The sequence below is a fragment of the Streptomyces sp. NBC_00388 genome (assembly GCF_036061255.1).
Lineage (GTDB): Bacteria > Actinomycetota > Actinomycetes > Streptomycetales > Streptomycetaceae > Streptomyces.
On sequence record NZ_CP107948.1, the window covers coordinates 6,520,731 to 6,539,652 of the forward strand.

17 protein-coding genes are annotated in these 18,922 nt (G+C 72.6%); 10 read left to right on the forward strand and 7 right to left on the reverse strand.

Annotation, left to right across the window (positions count from 1 at the left end; translation table 11 throughout):
• Positions 1-88 precede the first annotated feature (88 nt).
• From OG917_RS29025 to OG917_RS30680, 3 genes are all read left to right on the forward strand, one after another.
• Entirely contained in the window at positions 89-1,288 is a 1,200-nt protein-coding gene (locus tag OG917_RS29025) for an FAD-dependent oxidoreductase (protein ID WP_328322266.1), read from the forward strand.
• 129 nt (positions 1,289-1,417) lie between these two features.
• Positions 1,418-1,738, forward strand: coding sequence for a hypothetical protein (locus OG917_RS29030; protein WP_328322268.1), 321 nt, complete (start codon positions 1,418-1,420; stop codon positions 1,736-1,738).
• Positions 1,739-1,778: 40 nt separating this feature from the next.
• Positions 1,779-1,910 (forward strand): hypothetical protein, encoded by a 132-nt coding sequence (locus tag OG917_RS30680; protein ID WP_443059108.1) that lies wholly within the window; start codon positions 1,779-1,781, stop codon positions 1,908-1,910.
• 209 nt (positions 1,911-2,119) lie between these two features.
• Here OG917_RS30680 and OG917_RS29040 read toward each other — a convergent pair whose 3' ends face one another.
• From OG917_RS29040 to OG917_RS29050, 3 genes are all read right to left on the reverse strand, one after another.
• Entirely contained in the window at positions 2,120-2,374 is a 255-nt protein-coding gene (locus OG917_RS29040) for a hypothetical protein (protein WP_328321174.1), read from the reverse strand.
• A gap of 180 nt (positions 2,375-2,554) precedes the next feature.
• A complete protein-coding gene (locus OG917_RS29045; RefSeq protein ID WP_328321176.1) occupies positions 2,555-3,193 on the reverse strand; it encodes a hypothetical protein in 639 nt (212 codons plus the stop codon).
• 69 nt (positions 3,194-3,262) lie between these two features.
• Positions 3,263-4,135, reverse strand: a complete 873-nt coding sequence (locus OG917_RS29050; RefSeq protein ID WP_443059033.1) for an SGNH/GDSL hydrolase family protein — start codon at positions 4,133-4,135, stop codon at positions 3,263-3,265.
• A 280-nt stretch (positions 4,136-4,415) separates the two neighbouring features.
• Between OG917_RS29050 and OG917_RS29055 the strand changes: the two genes are divergently transcribed.
• Both OG917_RS29055 and OG917_RS29060 read left to right on the forward strand, forming a co-directional pair.
• Positions 4,416-6,452 (forward strand): ATP-binding protein, encoded by a 2,037-nt coding sequence (locus OG917_RS29055; protein WP_328321180.1) that lies wholly within the window; start codon positions 4,416-4,418, stop codon positions 6,450-6,452.
• A gap of 109 nt (positions 6,453-6,561) precedes the next feature.
• Positions 6,562-7,281 (forward strand): CDP-alcohol phosphatidyltransferase family protein, encoded by a 720-nt coding sequence (locus OG917_RS29060; RefSeq protein ID WP_328321182.1) that lies wholly within the window; start codon positions 6,562-6,564, stop codon positions 7,279-7,281.
• Here OG917_RS29060 and OG917_RS29065 read toward each other — a convergent pair.
• Positions 7,241-7,726 (reverse strand): adenylyltransferase/cytidyltransferase family protein, encoded by a 486-nt coding sequence (locus tag OG917_RS29065; protein WP_328321184.1) that lies wholly within the window; start codon positions 7,724-7,726, stop codon positions 7,241-7,243. The genes OG917_RS29060 and OG917_RS29065 overlap by 41 nt on opposite strands.
• 185 nt (positions 7,727-7,911) lie before the next feature.
• On the opposite strand from OG917_RS29065, the gene OG917_RS29070 reads away from it, so the two are divergent.
• The 3 genes from OG917_RS29070 to OG917_RS29080 are packed head-to-tail and all read left to right on the forward strand — an operon-like array spanning position 7,912 to position 12,076.
• The gene (locus OG917_RS29070; RefSeq protein ID WP_328322270.1) at positions 7,912-9,117 is read left to right on the forward strand and encodes a glycosyltransferase family 4 protein; all 1,206 of its coding nucleotides are present in this window, start codon (positions 7,912-7,914) and stop codon (positions 9,115-9,117) included.
• Positions 9,114-10,835 (forward strand): lipopolysaccharide biosynthesis protein, encoded by a 1,722-nt coding sequence (locus tag OG917_RS29075; protein ID WP_328321186.1) that lies wholly within the window; start codon positions 9,114-9,116, stop codon positions 10,833-10,835. Before OG917_RS29070 ends, OG917_RS29075 begins: the two co-directional genes overlap by 4 nt.
• Positions 10,832-12,076, forward strand: a complete 1,245-nt coding sequence (locus OG917_RS29080; RefSeq protein ID WP_328321188.1) for a hypothetical protein — start codon at positions 10,832-10,834, stop codon at positions 12,074-12,076. The genes OG917_RS29075 and OG917_RS29080 overlap by 4 nt, the downstream gene beginning before the upstream one ends.
• Here the strand turns inward: OG917_RS29080 and OG917_RS29085 are convergent.
• A complete protein-coding gene (locus tag OG917_RS29085; RefSeq protein ID WP_328321190.1) occupies positions 12,049-13,578 on the reverse strand; it encodes a hypothetical protein in 1,530 nt (509 codons plus the stop codon). The genes OG917_RS29080 and OG917_RS29085 overlap by 28 nt on opposite strands.
• Positions 13,579-13,723: 145 nt before the next feature.
• On the opposite strand from OG917_RS29085, the gene OG917_RS29090 reads away from it, so the two are divergent.
• Entirely contained in the window at positions 13,724-14,260 is a 537-nt protein-coding gene (locus OG917_RS29090; protein ID WP_328321192.1) for a WcaF family extracellular polysaccharide biosynthesis acetyltransferase, read from the forward strand.
• Positions 14,257-15,435, forward strand: coding sequence for a glycosyltransferase (locus tag OG917_RS29095; protein WP_328321194.1), 1,179 nt, complete (start codon positions 14,257-14,259; stop codon positions 15,433-15,435). Before OG917_RS29090 ends, OG917_RS29095 begins: the two co-directional genes overlap by 4 nt.
• On the opposite strand, the gene OG917_RS29100 is transcribed toward OG917_RS29095, so the two are convergent.
• Together OG917_RS29100 and OG917_RS29105 are read right to left on the reverse strand one after the other, a co-directional pair.
• Entirely contained in the window at positions 15,414-16,094 is a 681-nt protein-coding gene (locus OG917_RS29100; RefSeq protein ID WP_328321196.1) for a hypothetical protein, read from the reverse strand. The two genes, OG917_RS29095 and OG917_RS29100, sit on opposite strands and share 22 nt — an antisense overlap.
• Before the next feature lie 84 nt (positions 16,095-16,178).
• Complete coding sequence (locus OG917_RS29105; RefSeq protein ID WP_328321198.1) at positions 16,179-18,902, reverse strand: CBM96 family carbohydrate-binding protein; 2,724 nt, start codon at positions 18,900-18,902, stop codon at positions 16,179-16,181.
• Positions 18,903-18,922 lie beyond the last annotated feature (20 nt).

The following is an 18,922-nucleotide window of genomic DNA, read 5'->3' on the forward strand; positions in this document are numbered from 1 at the left end:
CGGCGCCCGCGAGGGACTTGCCTTCGAAATAAGGATACCTAAAGCAGGTATCTACTGATTCGGTGTGTCCCGACAGGGAGGAACCATGATGAACCGCACGGCCGACCGCAGGATTCTCATCTCCGGTGCCAGCATCGCCGGCCCGGCCCTCGCGTACTGGCTGGACAGATACGGCTTCGAGGTCACCGTGGTGGAGAAGGCGCCCGCGCTGCGCGGAGGGGGGTACGCGATCGACATCCGCGGCACCGCCCGGGACGTCGCCGACCGGATGGGTCTGTTGCCGCAACTCAGGAAGGCGCATGTCGACACCCGGAAGATCTCCTTCCTGGACGCCGACGGAACGGTCGTGGCCGCAGTGCGCCCCGAGGCCGTCACCGGCGGCGCGGAGGGTCTCGACATCGAAGTGCGGCGGGGGGACCTGGCCGACTGCCTGCACGGCCTGATCGGTGGCCGGGTCGAGTTCCTCTTCGGCGATTCCATAGCGACGCTGTCCGATCGCGCGGACGATGTCGAGGTCACCTTCGAGAGCGGTGTCCGGCGCACCTTCGGTCTGGTGATCGGCGCCGACGGGCTGCACTCGAACACCCGGCGCCTCGCCTTCGGCCCGGAGGAGGCGTTCCACCGCTACCTCGGGTACTGCTTCGCCGGCTTCACGCTCCCCAACGACCTCGGCCTGGACCACGAGGCCCGTATGTGGAACGTCCCGGGCAGGGCCGGGACCCTCTACGCGCACGACCCCGGCGAGGATCTGCACGGCTTCCTGACGTTCGCCCGGGAGGAGCCACCCCTGGGCGCATTCCGTGACCCGCGGGCCCAGCGTGAGCTGGTCGCCGCGCAGTTCCCCGACGCCCAGTGGGAGATCCCCCGGCTGGTGGCGGCCATGAAGAGCGCCGACGACCTCTTCTTCGACGTCGTGAGCCAGATCCATATGCCCGCCTGGTCCGCCGGCCGCACCGCCCTCGTCGGCGACGCCGCGTACGCGACGTCGTTCATGTCCGGCCAGGGGTCGAGCGTCTCCCTGGTGGGTGCCTATGTCCTGGCCGGGGAGCTCGCCACCCGCCCCGACCACGCCACCGCCTTCGCCGCGTACGAAGCGACGGTCCGTGAGTTCGTGGAGCTGAACCAGGCGCTCGCCCTGGAGGGCAGTGCCACGGTCGCCCCGCGCACCAGGCAGCAACTCGACGCGCGCAACGCCGTGCTGCGCACCCGCACCACGCTCGATTCGGAGCGGCAGGGACGCACGGCGAGCACCGCCCTGGAGCTGCCCGACTACGGGCATGCCGGGTAGCCGGCCGCCTCCGGCGGGTGCGGCGCCCGGTGCGCCCGCGGATATCCCATTGCGGGATCCGGGTGGTCCGGGGCTAGGGTCACCCGCATGTCTCTGCACACCCGACTGCGTCAGGCCCTGCCGGAAGCGATGCGCGCCCGCGACAAGACGGCCGTGAGCGCCCTGCGTTCGGCGATCGCCGCACTGGACAACGCCGGGGCCGTACCGGCGGGCACGGCGGCTCCGCAGGCCGCAGCGCTGGAGGCCTCGCCGCTCGGCGCGGGTGCCACCGAGGCGGCCCGGCGGGAGTTGAGCGAGCGGGAGGCGGCGGACATCGTGCGCTCCGAGGTGGATGAACGGCTTCTGGCCGCAGCGGAGTTGACCGCTCCCGCACACGCCGGCCGGGCCGGGCTGCTCCGCACGGAGGCGGCTGTGCTGCTCCGGTTCCTCGACGGGCCAGGGCGCGCTTAGGGCGCACCCGCTCTCCGGCGGACAGCGCCAGCGCGTCGGCATCGCCCGCGCTCTCGCAGCCGATCCACCGGTCATGCCGGTGGACGAGCCGTTCGGCGCGCTCGACCCATCACACGCGAGCACGTCCGGGACGAGTTCCCGGCGCTGCGCGAACGCATCCGCAAGACCGTGATCCTCGTGAGCCATGACATCGACGAGGCCGTGAGGAAGGGCGACCGGGTCGCGATCCTCCGGGAGGGCGGCAGGCTCGCCCCGTACGACTCGTCCCGCACCCTGCTGAAGAAGAAGCCGGCCCGCGGAGGGCCGGCCTGCCGAGGCCGGACAGACTGCCGCCCCCGGCGCCGCGCACTGCGCGGCGCCAGGGGCGGCAGACCGTCCGGATCAGTGAGCCAGGAACCCGAACCAGCCCTCGCTGGAGTTCTTGTAGGCGCCGGCGTGGGTGATGCCCGCCGGGCCGCCGAGGTTGTGGTAGTAGACGCCCTCGGACTGCTTGTGGAAGCTGCCTGCGGCGGCGATGCCGTGGTGGTGGTGGTGACCGTGGCCGTGGCCGTAGTCAAGGGCCGAGGCGGACGCGGCGCCACCCAGCACTGCGGAGGCGGCGAAAGCACTGGCGACGAGCATGCTGCGAAGACGCATGAAGACTCCTAAATCGACGAGTACATGGGCAAGCTCATGCATATCGGTTAGGACGTGCTTCTGGAAGCCGCCCCGCCAGGCTCCAGCCGAACGGACGCACTCGTACGGGAGAGGGCCGGGAGACGGCACGGGGGCCGTTCCCGCGCGTGCCGGCGAGAGGCTCGTACCCGGGGGCCCGGGTCACTCCTCGAAGTAGGTGTCCAGGACCGTGTCGAGCCGGGCCGACCACTGCCGGAGTTCGTCCCGGCCGGACGCCGTGACGTCCGCCTGGTAGGTGTGGCGGTTGGGCAGGTGCACGAAGATGGTCAGACGCCGTCCGTACTTGGAGGTCTGGAACTCGACGGCGCCGATCTCGTTCCAGTCGAACTCGGCTTCCTGGTCGTCCAGCCGGAGTACCACGCCCGCGCGGTTCGCGATGATCACCGAACGGCGGTCGGCCACCTCGAAGGCCGGATCGCTCCCGTCCTCTCCGCCGGCGTCCGCCGCCGCGGAGGGCCCGTGCTCACCGGTGCCGTCCTCCGGCGCCGGCTCCGCGGTGTCCAGCGGTGCGGCGTCCTGCGGTGCGGCGTCCTGCGGTGCGGCGTCGCGCGACGTGGTGTCCTGCGGTGCAGGGGCCTCCCGCACGCCGGTCTCAGGGACCTCGCCGGCAGCCGCCGCGCCGGCGGACACCTCCGCGGGCCCGGGCGTCTCCCCGCCCGCGTCCGGTGCCCCGTCGGCCTGCGGGCCGGGACGCGGCGGCATGAGGCCGGGGACGTACGCCGGATCGGTCGCGGCGGCTTGCACGGGAGGCGGGCTCTTCGGACCTATGTGCTGTTCCACGGTGGGCAGTATGGACGATGGACCTGTGCGACAGCCAGTGGCTGCCGGCTCCCGCCCGCGCGGGACACGTCACTGCGCCATCCTGGCCAGGATGACCTCCGCATACGCCTGCTCGCCCCGCGCGTTGGGGTGCAGCGGGGCCGCCGGCGCGGTGGGTACGAAGCCCTCCACCCACTTGGCGCCGGGAGCCCGGCAGGCGTCATGCCCCTCGCTCGGGGTGCGGACGTCGACATACTCGGCGCCGTGCGTGGCCGCCGCCGCCGCGATCACGCCGTTCATCCGGTCGATGCTGCCCTGCAGCCAGTCCGCGTCGCTGCCGAGCAGCGGGACGGCCGGCCAGCAGCCTCCCGCCCTCAGGTAGTCCCCGTACCCGGTGACCAGCACCCTGGCCGCGGGGGAGCGCCGGTGGATGGCGTCCAGGGCGGCGCCGAGCTTCGGGCCCAGGCCGTCGATACGGGCCGCCTCCTGGTCCGTCCCGTCCCTGAGGAAGGTGTCCTGGCAGTACCCCGAGACCGGGCTGAGCCGGACGCAACTGCCCGCGACACCGACCAGGCCGGCGTCGTTGCCTCCGATGGTCAGGGTCACCAGTGTGGTGCCGGGGGTCAGTGCGTCGATCTGCGGCGGCGCGGCGCCCGCGTGCGCTCCGAGTACGGTCAGCCGCTGGGGCGCGGTCAGGTCGCCCGTCTCCGCGCCGCTGCAGGTGACGTCACGGAAGTCACGGGCCCCGAGCCGGGCGGCCAGCCGGTGCGCGTAGTTGTGCGTCGAGCGTCCGCAGGCGAGCGGGCCGGTGCGGCGCGGGACGAACGGTCCCGCGGCCATCGAGTCGCCCAGCGCCACGTACACCGGGTGACGCACGCCGCCCGTCGCGGGCCCGTTGTCCGCGGTCGCGGGGACCAGGCAGGCCGCCGTGGCCGAGACGGTGATCGCGGCTGTGGCCACCACGGCGCGGATCAGCCGTCGTACTCCACGGCAAGTGCCTTTGCGGCGTGCTGAATTCACGGGGGCTCCTGGCTCCTGGCTGTGCGGTGACGCGGTGCGGCGGGGGGCCGCCTCGCAGCGGGCGGCACCGTCCACCACAACTTCCGTCACCCGGCGGGCGTTGTCGAGCACCGACGCGGCGCAGCGAGCGGTCAACGCCACCCGGGGGAAACGGCGTTCGCCCGCACGGGGCGGAAGGGTCCCCGCGGTGCCCGGAGTCCGTGGAGTAGGCGAGACTGGTGCGGTGGCGGGCTACCTTCCCCGCGAGGCCACAAGTCTCGTGGGACGAGAGAACGAACTGGGTCATCTGCGGGACGCTCTCGCGGGGCACCGGCTGATCACGCTGACCGGTATCGGCGGGGTGGGCAAGACGCGTGTCGCGCTGCGCGCCGCGGGCAGTGCGGCACCCGGCTGTCCGGACGGGGTGTGGTGGGCGGACCTCTCACCGGCCTCCGGCGAGCGGCTGCTGCTGCCCGTCGTCTGTGACGCCGTGGGACTCTCCGACCACACGACACGCAGCCAGGCCGACGCGCTCTGCGCATGGCTCGCCGACAAGCAGGGGCTGCTGGTGCTCGACTCCTGCGAACACCTGGTCGCGGCCTGCCGCAGCCTGGTGGGAGACCTCCTCACCGCTGCGCCCGGCCTCACGGTGCTGGCCACCAGCAGGCAGGCACTGGGGGTGGGGGGCGAGTACCTGGTCGAGATCGAACCCCTTGCCGTCGGGGGCGACCGGACGGCTCTGGCCCTCTTCACCGAGCGGGCCGAGCGGGCCGTCCCTGGTCTCTCGCTGGCGGATCCGGCCGCGGCGGACGCGGCGGCCGACATCTGCAGGCGGCTCGAAGGCATCCCGCTGGCCCTGGAACTCGCCGTGGCCCAACTGCGGGACTGCCCGGTGGAAAAGGTGGCCGAGAGGCTCGACTCGCGCTTCGAGACACTGGTGCTGACCGAGCGGGCAGGGGCGCTGCGGCACCGGACCCTGCGTACGGCGATCGGCTGGAGCCACGAACTGTGCGAGCCGCTGGAACGGCTGCTGTGGGCGCGCCTGTCCGTCTTCCGCGGCCCCTTCGACCTGGAGTCCGCGCGCGCCGTCTGTTCCGGCGGCCCGCTCTCCGCCGGAGAGGTCGGCCGGGTGCTGTGCGGACTCACCGAGAAGTCCGTCGTCGGCTGGGACGGCGTCCGGTACCGGATGCTCGACACCCTCCGCGAGTACGGCCGGATGTGGATCGGGGAACTGGGCGAGGGCGACGCGCTGGCCGAGCGCCATGCCGGGCACTGCCTGGCCGTCGCGCGCGCCGCCGACGCGGGATGGCGGACCCCGGAGCAGAGCGACTGGTACCGGCGGGTCGCCGACGCGCACATCGACATCTGCACCGCGATGGACCGGCTGCTGGCCACCGATCCCGGGCGCGCGCTCGAACTGATCGGCCTCGTCGGGTTCTACTGGAGCTGCTGCGGCCACCTGCACGAACTGCGCAGCTTCGTGGAACGCGCCCTCGCCCTCCACCCGGTGCGCGGCCAGGTCCGTACCCGGGCCCAGTGGGTGCTCGGTGTGAACGCGCTGCTCCAGGGTGAGCACGACCTGGCCCACGGCCTCGGGCTCCAGTGCGACGACGAGGCCCGGTACGCGAGCGACACCGAGGCGTCCCTCGCCGCCGGGTACCTCCTCGGGCTCAGCCACCTGATGGCCGGCCGGCCGCTGGCCGCCCACACCGTGGCCGTCCGGATGCCGGGCAGCGCGGACATGACGCAGGACTCGGCAGCCCGCCGCAAGTGCCGGCTCGTCGAGGTGTTCGCCCTCACCGGTCTCGGCCGGCTCGCCGAGGCCCACAGCCTCGCCGCGGAGCTGCGGGAGGCCTGCGTGGAGACCGGTGACTGGTGGACCCGCTCGTACACGGAGTACCAGCTCGCCCTGGTCGCGCTCTTCCAGGACCGCCCCGGCGACGCCGTGGCCCACGCGCGGTCGATGCTGATGGGCAAGCGGTACATCGGTGACGCCTTCGGGATCGCGCTCGGCCTGGACGTTCTCGCCGCCGCCCTGGCGGCGCAGGGGGACGGGGAACGGGCCGCCGTCGCCTTCGGAACGAGCCAGGCGTACTGGAACACGGTCGGACACCCGCAGCGCGGCACCCCGGAGCTGGGCCCCGTACGCGAGGAGTGCGAGCGCAGCGCCCGGGCCGCGATCGGGGACGAGGAGTACGAAGCGGCCTTCCTGCGGGGGGCCTCCGTACGGACGGCTCCCGGCCTCGCCCGTGCGCTCGACCGGCAGTTGGCCCTGCCCTGAGGGGGCGCGGCCCCGGCGGCGGGGCGCCCGCGCGGGCGGGGTGGTCTTGAAGGTGGCCGCACACCTGCGATGATGTTCACACTTTATGCACAGATGACCTGGGGGGGCCATGGGATCCGTGGGTACCGCGCTGCTCGAACTGCGGACGGCGCAGAAGTCGGCCAAGGGGGTGTCGCTCTACTCCCGCTATGTGAACCGCCCGGTGGGCCGCTACCTGGCAGCCGGATCGCATGCCGTGGGGCTGACACCCAATCAGGTGACCCTGGTGAGCGCGGTGTTCAGCTTCGCCGCAGTGGCCGGTGTGGCGCTGGGCGAGCCTTCCTGGTGGCAGGGTGTGGCGGTGTGGGCCGGTCTCGCCGCCGGATTCGCCTTCGACTCGGCCGACGGACAGCTGGCCAGGCTGCGCGGCAGCGGCAGCGCGGCGGGGGAGTGGCTGGACCATGTCGTGGACTGCGCGAAGATCACCGCACTGCACGCCGCCGTCCTCATCGCCTTCTACCGTCACCCCGGCCACTTCGGGGTGACGGACGACGCCTGGCTGCTCGTTCCGCTCGGCTTCCAGTTCGCCGCCGTCGTCACCTTCTTCGGCGGGCTGCTCACCGAGAAACTCACGCCCCGGCCGGCGCCCGGCGCCCCGTCCGCGCCCTCGCGGCTGCGGGCGGTCGCGCTGCTCCCGGTCGACCACGGGATCTTCTGCCTGGTCTTCCTGCTGCTGGGCGCCGGGCCGGGTTTCCGCTGGGCCTACACCGCGCTGGGCGCGGTCAGCGCGCTGTTCCTGGCTGCCTTCCTCACGAAGTGGTTCCGGGAACTGAGCGCAGTTCGGCGCTGAACTGCGGCTCGGGCTGGGCCAGTACGTCGAGGGCGCGCCGCAGCTGCGTGCTCGACGTGTGCACCGTGTACGGGAAGTAGACGATGTCCACGCCCACCGCGGCGAAATCGCGCTCCAGCCTCTCGCCCTTCGCGGTGCCCCGCCAGTCGTCACCCTTGAACAGGACGTCGAAGCGGACCTGCCGCCAGGTCTCGACCTTGTCGGCGACGGTCTCCACGAAGGCCGCATCCACGTACTTGACGCTGCGGACGATCTCCAGCCGCTCCACCAGCGGGATCATCGGCCGCCGTCCCTTGGCCCGCTCGGCCATCTCGTCCGAGACCACTCCGGCGACCAGGTAGTCGCACCGACTGCGCGCGTGACGAAGGATATTGAGGTGCCCGATGTGGAAGAGATCGTATGCACCGGGTGCGTATCCGACCCGGTACGGTTTGTCTGCCGTCATGACTCAACCCCCCAGCGAACCACACCCCCCGGTGTGGTGGAAGGTACTGACGATAGCGTGCACATTCCGTTCAGGATGAGTGAACGATCGGGGTGGCTCATGGGTTCACCTCTGGGGGAAGGGACCGCCGCGTGACACGGACGCGACGAAACGACGAACAGACCGCCGAGCGGCGCCGGCTGCTGCTGGTTTCCACCAACTACGCCCCGGAGCACGCGGGGATCGGGCCGTATGCGACGCAGATAGCCGAGCACTGGGCGCGCAGCGGGCACGAGACGCATGTGCTGACCGGGATGCCGCACTACCCTTCCTGGTCGACGGACCCGGCGTACGCCGGTGTCTGGCGCCGCTCCGAGGAGCGGGGCGGGGTACGGGTGCACCGCAGGCGGCACACCGTGCCGCCCCGGCAGACCGCCGTCAGACGGGCGCTCTTCGAGGGCACGATCCTGCTCCACGGCCTGGCGGCGCCGCCCAGGTCGGGGCGGCCGGACGCGGTGCTCGCGCAGATGCCCAGCCTCGCCGGGGGTGTGCTCGGGGCCCGCCTCGCGGCGCGCTGGAAGGTCCCGTACGTCCCCGTCGTGCAGGACCTGATGGGGGCGGCGGCCGCGCAGAGCGGGATACGCGGCGGAGACCGCGCCGCCGCCCTGGCCGAGCGCGCCGAGGGGTACGCGCTGCGCCGCGCGACCCTGGTGGGCGTCATCCACGAGACCTTCGTCGAGAAGGTCCGGGCCATGGGCGTCGACCCCGGCCGGATCCGGCTCGTACCCAACTGGAACCACATACCGGGCCCGTCGCGCCCGCGCGAGGAGAGCCGCGCCCGGCTCGGCTGGCGCAAGGGCGAGACCGTCGTCCTGCACTCCGGCAACATGGGGCTCAAGCAGGGACTCGACGTCCTGGTCGAGGCGGCGAGACGCGATCCGGCGCTGCGTGTGGTCCTGATGGGGGACGGGAACCAGCGCGAGACACTGGCCGGGCTCGCCGCCGGCGTACCCAACCTGGTGTTCCTGCCGCCCGCCGCGGACGGTGAGTTCCCGGACATTCTCGCGGCGGCGGACGTCCTGGCGGTCACCCAGCGGGCCTCCGTGCTCGATATGAGCGTCCCCTCCAAGCTGACCTCGTACTTCGCGTCCGGACGGCCTGTGGTCGCCTCCGTCGCCGCCGAGGGGGGCACCGCCCAGGAGGTCCTCCGCTCGGGGGCGGGGGTGCTTGTTTCCCCGGAGGATCCGGATGCCCTGCTGGCCGCGGTGCGTAGACTCGCGGCAGATCCGGTGACCGCGGATGCTCTGGGGGCAGAGGGGCCGCGCCATGTGGCGTCCCACTTGTCGAGGGACGAGGGGCTGGCGCGGATCGACGCACTGATCGATGAGGCCTTGGGGGGTCCACGCACGTGACGGACACGCACGCTTCCGCGGCGAGGGACGACGAACCGGACCTGCTGAGGGACCAGTTCCGGCAACTGCTGCGCTACCGCCGTCTCATCGGCCTGGGTATCGGGGTCGGACTGCTCGGCGGCGCCTGGCTGGGGGTGTCCTCCGCCGAGAGTTACGCGGCGGCCAGCGACATCCGGCTGCGCGCGCCCACCAACGACCCCTTCGACCCCGCCCTCTCGGTGGACAAGACCATCAACATGGGCACGGAGCGGCAGACCGCGGTCAGCAGCAGCGTCGCGGAGGTCGCCATCGAGGCGCTCGGCCTGCCCGGGGGGCAGCTGGCCTCCTTCCAGCGCGGGCTCCAGGTGACCAACCCGCCGCAGACCATGGTGCTCCACTTCACCTACACGACGACATCGCCCGAGGAGGCGGCCCGCCGCGCCAACGCCGTCACCAAGGCCTACCTCGACCTGCGGAAGAAGCAGTGGGGCGAGCTCCGGGACAGCATGGTCAAGAAGTCCCAGAACCAGCTGGACCCGATCGCCAAGGAACAGAACGACCTGGCCAAGCAGTTGACGGCCGAGGGCAGCGGGGCCCCGGACTCCTCCCGGGCCCGCAACGACGACCTGCTCAGCAAGGTCGGCACCCTGAACAGCCAGATAGCCAGCCTCAAGGCGCTCGACATGACCGCCGGCACCGTGATCGTCAGAGCCGTGCCGCCGGCCGGCTCCAGCGGACTCGGGCTGGTCGTCTCGCTCGGTGTGGGCGGCGCCGTCGGTATCGCGCTCGGGCTCCTCGCGGCCTGGGTCCGGCTGGTCTTCGACCCGTCGCCCCGCTCCGCGGGCGATGTCGCCCGTGCCGTGCGGGCTCCCGTACTCGGCTCCCTGCCGCGCACCGGTGAGGGCGGCCCCCTGCTCGCGGTCGACCAGTCGGACTCGCGTCTCGCCGAGGAGTACCGCTCGGTGGCCTTCCGGCTCGCCTACGACCAGCGGTTCGCCGACCGCAGACGACTGCTCGTCGCGGCCCCCCGGGGCGGCAACAGCGAGGCGGCGGCGGCCGTCGCGGCCAATCTGGCGGCGTCGTTCGCGGAGACGGGCAAGGACGTCCTGCTCGTCGAGGCCGACCTGCGTACCCCGTCCCTCAGCCAGCGGCTGCGGGCCGGCGCACCCAGCCGTCCGGGCTGGAGCCTGCCGCCGGACTTCGACGAATCCGGCTGGCCGGGGCCGCGGCAACTCCAGGTCGACGCGGGCGAGTCGGGCGCCTTCGACCTGATCCCGGGGGAGCGCGTACGGAACGTGGCGCGCGCTCTCACATCGGCCCGGGTGACCCGGCTGATCGAGGAGGCCGACTCGCCGAACGCGACGGTCGTCGTGCTCGCCCCGCCAGTCCTCGCCTACGCCGACGCCCTGGCGCTGGTCGACCGGGTGGACGGTGTCCTGATCGTCTGCGACCCGCGTGCGGTGCACCGGGCCGACCTCGTACGCATCAGGGAGCTGATCACCGGCGCCGGCGGCACCGTCCTGGGGGCTGTCACCCACTCGGCGCCCCGCAGGGCCGGCCGGCGCAACACCCCCAAGTCCGGCCACCGGGGCGGGGGCAGCAGGGCATCGGGCAGACCGGTGCCGCCGGGTGCGGCGCCGCCGGAACTCCCGGCTCCGGCCCCCGCGGCGCCGCCCGTCCCCGCGGGGGACGGCTCCGACACCGTCGCCCTGCGTACCATCCGCGCGGGAGACCGGTGAGACGCTCGGCCGTCGTCGCCGCATCGGTGCTGGACCAGGCGGCTTCCAGCCTGACCAACATCCTGGTGCTGGTGATGGCGGCCCGGGTCTCCACCACCAGCGGGTTCGCCGCGTTCTCCATGGTCTACCTGACGTTCACGGTCCTGCTCGGCCTCAACATGTCGTACGTCGGACAGGCCGTCGTGCTGGAGCGCGGTGATCGCACGGCGCTCGCGTCGGCCTGCCGCTCGGCCGCCGCCTTCACCGCCTGTGCCTCGCTCGCAGGGGGCGCGGTGCTGGCGGCGGGCGGCGCGGCCGTCGGCGGCCGGCTGGGGCACGCGGTCCTGGCTCTGGGGCTCGTCCTGCCCCTCGTGCTGCTCCAGGACGGCCTGCGCTACTCCTTCTCCGCGCTGCAACAGCCGCACCGCGCACTCGCCGCCGATGTTCTGCGGCTGCTCTGCGTGGTGCCCGCCCTCCTGCTCACGCCCCACCACGCGGGCCCCGCCCGGCTGGTGGCGGTCTGGGGCCTCTCCGCACTCCCCGCGCTGCTCACCGGACTACTGCTGTTCAGACCCCTGGTCCGCGGGGCCGCCACCGACATACGCCGCTATCTGCGGCGCGGCCACCTCGGGATGCGGTTCGTCGTCGAGTTCGCCGTCGGCAACGCCTCAAGCCAGCTGGCCGTCCTCGGGCTCGGGCTGTTCGCCAGCCCGCTGGCGGTCGGCGCGCTGCGCGGCGCCACGACACTCTTCGGCCCGCTCAACGTGCTGTTCAACTCGGTCAACGCCTTCGGCCCGCCGGTCCTGGGCAGGCTCGGCGGCCGTCGGGCCACCGCGCGTGCCGCCGCCGCCCTCGGCTGTGTCCTGGCCGCGGTGGGCTTCGGCTGGGCCGCGGTCCTGTACGCCCTGCCCGACCGGGTGGGCAGGGAACTCCTCGGTGCCACCTGGCAGTCGGCGTCCGCGCTGCTGCCCGCGACCGGCAGCCAGTACGCGGTGATGGCGCTGGGGACCTGCGCGCTGGTCACCCTCCGGGTGCTGAGCCCGCGTGCCACCCTCTCGCTCCAGGTGGTCTTCTCCCTGCTGTCCGTGGCGCTGATGCTGGGCGGCTATCCGCTCGGCGGGGCCATCGGCGCGGCCTGGGGGCTCGCCGCTGGTTCCGCGCTCAAGGCTGTCGCCGCCTGGGCCCGGGTGGTCCGCCTGGGCCCCGTCGCGGAGCCGGTCACCGATGTGGACGGTCAGCGGAGCGCCGCGCCCCTGTCCTGACGGTAGGTGGTGACCATCGCGATACAGATGACGGCGATGGCCACCCGCCCGGACGCCTGGAGCAGCGGGCCGCGCAGCAGGATGAAGGAGTAGCCCGCGACCAGCGGCACCACGAGTGAGATCAGGCTGCCCGGGGGCGTGCGCCGGACCGCTCGGCGGGCGTACCTCCGGTCCACCCGGGCGGCGGCGTACCCCATCGCGAGCAGCCCCAGCGTCATCCCGGCAGGGCCGAAGTCGATCCACAGCTCCGCCCACACCGGCGAGGAGAGGTTGGTGTTGACCGCGTCCATCCACTCACCGACCATCACACCCGTGTCGTGCGGTTTGCCGGGCCATACCGAGCGGGGGACCGCGAACAGCACCGATCCGGCCAGCTGTCTGCCGTAGAGATGCCCCACTCCGGACCGTTCGAAGGTGATGGTGTTGGCGAACATCCCGATCTGGTCGTAGTCCTTGAGGGCCAGCGGTTCGAGCACCGAAGTAGTCTCCACCGGGTGGTAGTTCTGCTCGTCGTAGCGGAAGCGGTCGGCGAACGGGAAGATCACCAATGCCACCACCACCCCCAGGCTCAGCGCCGAGCGGTACATGGCCGCGCTGACCGGGAAGAGCGTGAAGAGCAGCGCGAGCAGGACCGTGAGGAACCAGTAACGCGGGTTGGATATCGGGTTGTTGACCACCGTGTTCAGCGCGGCCAGCGAGATCCAGACGGCGATCACCGCGGGGGATCTGCGGGCCCGTCGCGACGTCACGAGCCAGCGGGTGTAGGCGAGCAGCGCGAACAGCGCGGGGACCGTTCCGAAGCCGCGCAGCAGGGCCTGCCCGGCCTGCGAGTCGGCCTGCGAGATGCCCGCCTCCTCGATACCGGCGATGATCTCCTGGCGGCTGCTGAAGAAGACCGCCGGTCCGCCCAGTTTGACGATGAGCGCCGCACTGCACACGAAGGCGACCACGACCAGCAGGTACAGCCGCCTGCGGTGCACCAGCGCGGGCCGGGTCCCGCCACGCCCCTTGCCGCCCGGCCGGTGCCGGGCGAGCAGCGCGCCCACGTCGAAGGCCGCGCAGCCGATGAGGACGAGCGCCACCGCCTCCGTCAGGTCCGAACGCGGTCCCACCACGGGCGTGGGGACCTTGCCGAGCACGGCCTGGGCCAGCGGTGCCACCCCCATGGCCATGTAGACGAAGAGCCAGAACGACCCCTGGAGCAGCTTGCGGTGGCTGGTCAGCACCATCCCGGACAGCCTGGCCCCCGCATACACGGTCAGGGTCAGCTGGAGCCAGTACGCCGCGTCATGGACCCCGTCACCCGGCTGGACGGCGACCAGCAGCGGCAGTACGAGGGAGAGCCCGAGGGCGAGCGGCACCGACAGAGCGCGGGAGAGCAGTGTGCGCGGTGAGACCGCAGGCGCGAAGCGCGCGGCGGGCACGGCACCCCTGGCCCCGGGGGCGCGCCCGGCGGCCGCCGGGGGCTCCGGCCGGGACCCCTCGCTCGTGTCCGTCGCCATGGATGGCCCCCGCCCCCTGTTGAACGCCCCGGTGCGGTTGCCCGCGGTTCCCCGACGGCAGTCTACCGACGGCGCGCCTGCGCCCGGCGTCACGCACTAGGCTGAGCGCTCAGGCGTCTGGGGAGGCGCCAGTGGGGGTGAATTGATGCGTAATCTACCGGCGTTCACGCTGGCCGGATACGACAAGGGCCGGGGAAGACTCACCCAGGCCCTGTGGTTCGCGGTGATGAATACCGTCTTCATGGCGTGGTTCTGCCCGGCCCGGCTGCGCGTCGCGCTGCTGCGCGCCTTCGGTGCGACGATCGGCGAAGGGGTCCTGATACGGCACCGGGTACGGATCCTGTGGCCGTGGAAACTGACGGTCGGTGACCACACCTGGATCGGCGAGGGCGCCTGGCTGCTCAACCTGGAGCCGGTCACCCTGGGGGCGCATGTCTGCCTCTCCCAGGAGGCGTTGCTCTGCACCGGCAGCCACGACCACCGCGCTGCGGACTTCCGCTACCGCAACGCGCCGATCGTGGTGAAGGACGGCGCGTGGGTCGCCACCCGCGCCACGGTGCTCGCGGGTGTCACCATCGGCGCGCACGCCGTCGTCGCGGCCGGCACGGTCGTCCACCGGGATCTCCCGGACCTCACGCTGCACACGGCCGACGGCCGGCGGCCCGTGGAGGAGCCCGTATGAGAGTCCTGCACGCCGTCACACTGCACAGTCCGACGCACGCCTTCGGCGGGCCCGTCCGGGTCGCGCTCAACCTCTCCCGGGGGTTGCGCGAGCGCGGTCACGAGGCGCGGCTGCTCGCCCTCGGCGACGGCTTCGCGGGCCCGCTGCCCACCGAGGTGGAGGATGTCCCGGCCCGGCTCTACCCGGCCCGCAGGATGCTGCCGCTCGGCTTCAGCGGCATCACCTCACCCGCTCTGGTCGCCGCCGCCGGGCGCATGGCCCGGGACGCCGACATCGTCCATGTGCACCTCGCCCGCGACCTGGTGACCCTGCCGGTCGCCCTTGCCGCGCTGCGCGCGGGCACGCCGCTCGTGCTCCAGACCCACGGCATGGTCGACCCGAGCGACCGGCTCCTCGCGAAGGTGCTCGACGCGCTGGCCGTCCGCAGGGTGCTCCGCGGGGCCTCGGCCGTGCTGTATCTGACGGACCACGAGCGCAGGGGTCTCGAAGCGGTGGCCGGCCCGGCCGCGCCGGGCGGTGTACGGGGGCCCGCGGCCGGGCCGGGCGGCGGCCCGGGGCAGCCCCTCCGGCTCGTCCGCCTCGTGAACGGCGTGCCCGCCCAGGAGGCGCGGCCCGCGCCGCCGGGGCCGCCGCGGATCCTGTACGCCGCCAGGCTGCAGGGCCGCAAGCGGCCGCAGGACTTCGTCGCCGCCGTGCCGGAGATCCTGCGCCGGTATCCGGAGGCCGAGTTCGTGGTGGCCGGGCCCGACGAGGGCGAACTCGCCTCCGTACAGGCGCTCATCGCCCGGCTCGGAGTCGGCGACCGGGTGCACTGCCCAGGCGCGCTCTCGGCCGGCGAGATGCTCGCCGAGCTCCGGCACGCCCATGTCTATATGCTGCCGTCGGTGGACGAGCCGTTCCCGATGTCGGTCCTGGAGGCACTCGCGGCCGGGACGCCCGCGGTGGTCACACGCTCCAACGGGCTGGCCCGGGACATCGCCGCCGCCGGCGCCGGACGGGTCGTCGACGGCGCGCCCGGTCTGGCGGCCGCCGTGCTGGAGCTGCTGGAGCCCGCCGCCCGGGACGAGGCCTCCGCGGCCGCCCGGAAGCTGGCAGCGGAGGCGTTCTCGATGGACGCCGTACTCGACACCCTCCTGGGGGTGTACGGAAGGCCCTACGCCGGGACCCACGCGTAGCAGCCGGACGAGGTGAACTCGGCGGCACCTGCGGGGATCCGGGCCTTCACCGCCCCCTTCGCGCCCGTCCCGGGCCCGGACGCGAGCAGCTTGCCGCCGTGGCCCGAGACCCGCCAGGTGCAGCCGGCGCCGGCCGTCAGGGCGCGGTAGGTACCGGCCACCGGGTTCTTCCGGGTGCCGTCGGGGAAGCCCGCGTCCGCGGCCCTGAGCACCGCCTTCTGGCCGGGGCAGAGCATTGTGATGGCGGCCTTCGCGTCGGGGATGTCGCCCGCGATGACCGCGCCCACCGCCGCGTCCTTGTCGTGCGCGGCAGTCCTGGCCACCCGCTGGCAGCTCTCCTGACCCGTCTGCAGGACGGCGGACGGGTCCATGTTCTGCGGCACCCGCCCGCTCAGGTACGTCTTGTCCTTCTTGCTGAACGAACCGGTGACGGGCTTGAGCCGGGAGTCCGGCAGCACCGGGTCGCTGGCCGAGGGGGAAGGCGAGGGGCCGTCCCCGGTCTGCGGGTCCGGGATGCCCGTCGCCGGGGCCGGGCTGTGCGCGGCGCCGGCCTCGCTCTTCCCGTCGTGCGGGGTACCGGACGAGCCGCAGGCGGAGACGGCGACGAGGGCGGCCAGCGCGGCTGCGGCGGCCGCCGCCCGCCGGTGGAGTGGACGCATGAGAAGGCTCCTGTGGTGCGCGTGGTGCGGGGCCCGGGAGGACCGGGCCCCGCACGCTGTCATTGCGGTGGCGTCAGCGGTGGATCACGGTGCGCCGAAGGTCAGCACGAGCTGAGGGGTCGACTCGGATGCCGTGGCCTCGCGGGACCAGAGCCAGAGCGGGTCCGTGCCCGTGCTCGTCAGCGCGAGGGCGTAGGAGCTGCCCAGAGCGGAGGTGAGCGCGGCCGTGTCGAGCGGGGCCGAGTAGACGGTGGACCCGTCGGTGGCGCCGCTCAGCGTGCCGAGTGTGCCGGACCCGGCGGCGGGCCGGTTGTTGTAGGTCAGGCCCGACTCCGTCCAGGCCCCGGTGACCGGCACGACGGACTGGCTGTCCGCCGAGCCCGCGCCGGTCTGGGTCGAGGTCTTCACCGACAGCCTGGCACTCTTCAGTACGGTGCCCGCCGGGGCTTGTGGCAGGGTGAAGCGCAGATACGTCGCGTACGCCGACGTGCCCCGCACGGCCAGCGAACTCGATGTGCCGTAGTTCGTGCCCGGCGCGCCCGCGTTGACGTAGCTGTCCTCCGCGGCGGGGACCGTGGAGACGGTGTCAGCGGGGGCGCTCGCCAGCTTGTAGTGGCCGGCGATCTGCTGAGGGCTGAGCGCCGAGGGGTAGATGGCGGTCTCGTCGATCTGGCCCGCGAAGAAGTTGCTCGTGGGCTGCTGCGGCCAGCCGCTGAGCTGGTCACCGCCGACGTGCCAGTAGCCGGAGTACGCCTGGTTGCCCGACACGTTCGCCGAGGCCTTGAGCGAACCGTCGACGTAGAGCGCGATCCGGGACGCGTCCTGGGTGGCGACCACATGGTGCCAGGCGCCGTTGTTGTAGGTACCCGGGCTGGACACGGTGCGGACGCCACCCGGGTACACGCCGAAGACCAGATGGCCGTCGTCGGTCAGATAGATGTGCTTGTCGTAGCTGCTGCTGGTCTGCGTCGTGTTGTTCCCGAATCCGACGAGCTTGCCGCCGCGGTGGGTGGTCGTCCTGAACCAGGTCTCGATGGAGTAGTCACCGTCCACGGTCGTCCTGCGGTCGCTGTACACCGCCTGGTCGGTGCCGTCGAAGCCCATCGCCGTGCTGGGGCCGTTGACCGCGGCGGGGGTCTGCCGGAGCGACGGCCCGTTGAGCTGGATGCCGCTGCTGTCGGACGCGGACGAGTCGCCGGTGAAGGGGGAGCCGGCCTCGTCGTAGCGCCAGTACTGCGTGGCACCGTCGTTCAGGACGGCCGAGGGGTATGCCTCGGCGGACGAGGGGACCGTGACCGTCGTGGTGGGCGAGAGCCCGCTGGTGTTGCCTGCCGCGTCTGACGCCGTCACCCGGTAGGTGTAGGTCTGGCCCGCGGTCACGCCGGTGTCCCGGAAGGACATCTGTGGCCGCGACCACGGAAGGGAGTCGCCGTCCACCGTGTACACAGGGGCGGACGAGCCGTTGCGGTAGACCTTGTACGTCAGTCTGCTGTCGTCCAGGTCGGTGCTTGAACGCCAGCGCACCTGCACCTCGCCGGGTTTGATGCTGGACGCACTGGCCTGCGGAACACCGGGCACACCGGTGTCGGGGCTCGCGGCGAACCGGGTCAGACCCTGGGCGGGCGCGGCGTTGACCGTGGTGAACTCCCCGCCGACCCAGAGGTACTTGTTGGACGAGGTCTCCGCGACCGTCAGTGCGCGCGGGCCGATGCCCTCGCCCAGGCCGTCGTTGGTGTTGGGGAACCAGCCGAGCTTGCCCACGCTGGTGGTCGGCTGGGCCAGCAGGTGGTTGCGCGGGCCGTCCGGGAACTCGCCCACGCTGGAGCAGTCGTGCGCGTGCGACGCACTGTAGAGCACGTTCTCGTACGACAGCACGGCCTGGGTCGCGCCCAGGCAGGTGTCGCGCCAGCGCTGGCCGAAGTCGCTGAGGTTCAGCGCCATGCGGCCGTCGAAGACACCACCGCCCGTGCCCTCGTCGCCGGTGTAGAAGCCGGTCGCGTCGGTGCTGATCGTCTTGACGACCGAGTTGGTCTCGATGAAGCCGGGGTAGGTCTTCACGTTGTCGCCCGTCGTGGCGTCGACCACGGCGAGTGCGTGCGACTGGGCGCCGTTGACGGTGAAGAAGTCACCGCCGAGCAGGACGTCGTGACCGTCGGGGGTGACCGCGACGGCCCGGCCCGGCAGGTCGGTGTCCGCGCGGAACGGCCGCAGCGCTCCGGTACCGCTGTCCACCGCGGCGAACCGCTGGCGCGTCTCACCGGCGACGGTCCCGAAGTCGCCGGCCGCGTACACCGTGTCGTCGGTGACGGCGAGGGCCCGCACCGTGGCCGGGAAGCTGGGGTGGAAGTCCGGCTTCGGCGCGCAGGTGGCGATGTCGATCGCCGCGAGGCTGCTCTCCTGTACGCCGTTGACGGCGCCGAAGTAGCCGCCCGCGTACAGGGTCTTCTTGTCGGGCGAGACCGCGAGCGTGCGCACGGTCGCCGTTCCGCTGCTCACGGTGAACGACAGCTTGCAGGACGTGGGCGCCCCGGTCGCGGCGTTCATCGCCACGAAGTTGACGGCGTCCTGCGGTGTCCCGCTTGCCCCGTCCGGCGGTCGGACCTGCGAGAACGTACCGCCGACGAAGACGGTGTCCTGTGCTTCGGCCAGCGCCCAGACAATGCCGTTGGTCTGCCAGGTCGGCAGGTCGTCGGCGGTGAACGCCACCGGAGGTGTGACGGCCGAGGCCGGCGTCGCTGCCGCTGTCACCCCGAGACCTGCTGTGACAGTGAGGACGAGGGCGGCCGAAAGCCCTCTGGATCTATGCATGTACATACCCCCCAGGTATG

Bases quoted from the DNA above. Each gene is read 5' to 3' on its own strand.
- OG917_RS29060 (WP_328321182.1), top strand. From the start codon at position 6,562: ATGGGATCCGTGGGTACCGCGCTGCTCGAACTGCGGACGGCGCAGAAG.
- OG917_RS29030 (WP_328322268.1), top strand. From the start codon at position 1,418: ATGCGCGCCCGCGACAAGACGGCCGTGAGCGCCCTGCGTTCGGCGATC.
- OG917_RS29100 (WP_328321196.1), bottom strand. From the start codon at position 16,094: ATGCGTCCACTCCACCGGCGGGCGGCGGCCGCCGCAGCCGCGCTGGCC.
- OG917_RS29025 (WP_328322266.1), top strand. From the start codon at position 89: ATGAACCGCACGGCCGACCGCAGGATTCTCATCTCCGGTGCCAGCATC.
- OG917_RS29090 (WP_328321192.1), top strand. From the start codon at position 13,724: ATGCGTAATCTACCGGCGTTCACGCTGGCCGGATACGACAAGGGCCGG.
- OG917_RS29065 (WP_328321184.1), bottom strand. From the start codon at position 7,726: ATGACGGCAGACAAACCGTACCGGGTCGGATACGCACCCGGTGCATAC.
- OG917_RS29085 (WP_328321190.1), bottom strand. From the start codon at position 13,578: ATGGCGACGGACACGAGCGAGGGGTCCCGGCCGGAGCCCCCGGCGGCC.
- OG917_RS29040 (WP_328321174.1), bottom strand. From the start codon at position 2,374: ATGCGTCTTCGCAGCATGCTCGTCGCCAGTGCTTTCGCCGCCTCCGCA.
- OG917_RS29095 (WP_328321194.1), top strand. From the start codon at position 14,257: ATGAGAGTCCTGCACGCCGTCACACTGCACAGTCCGACGCACGCCTTC.
- OG917_RS29105 (WP_328321198.1), bottom strand. From the start codon at position 18,902: ATGCATAGATCCAGAGGGCTTTCGGCCGCCCTCGTCCTCACTGTCACA.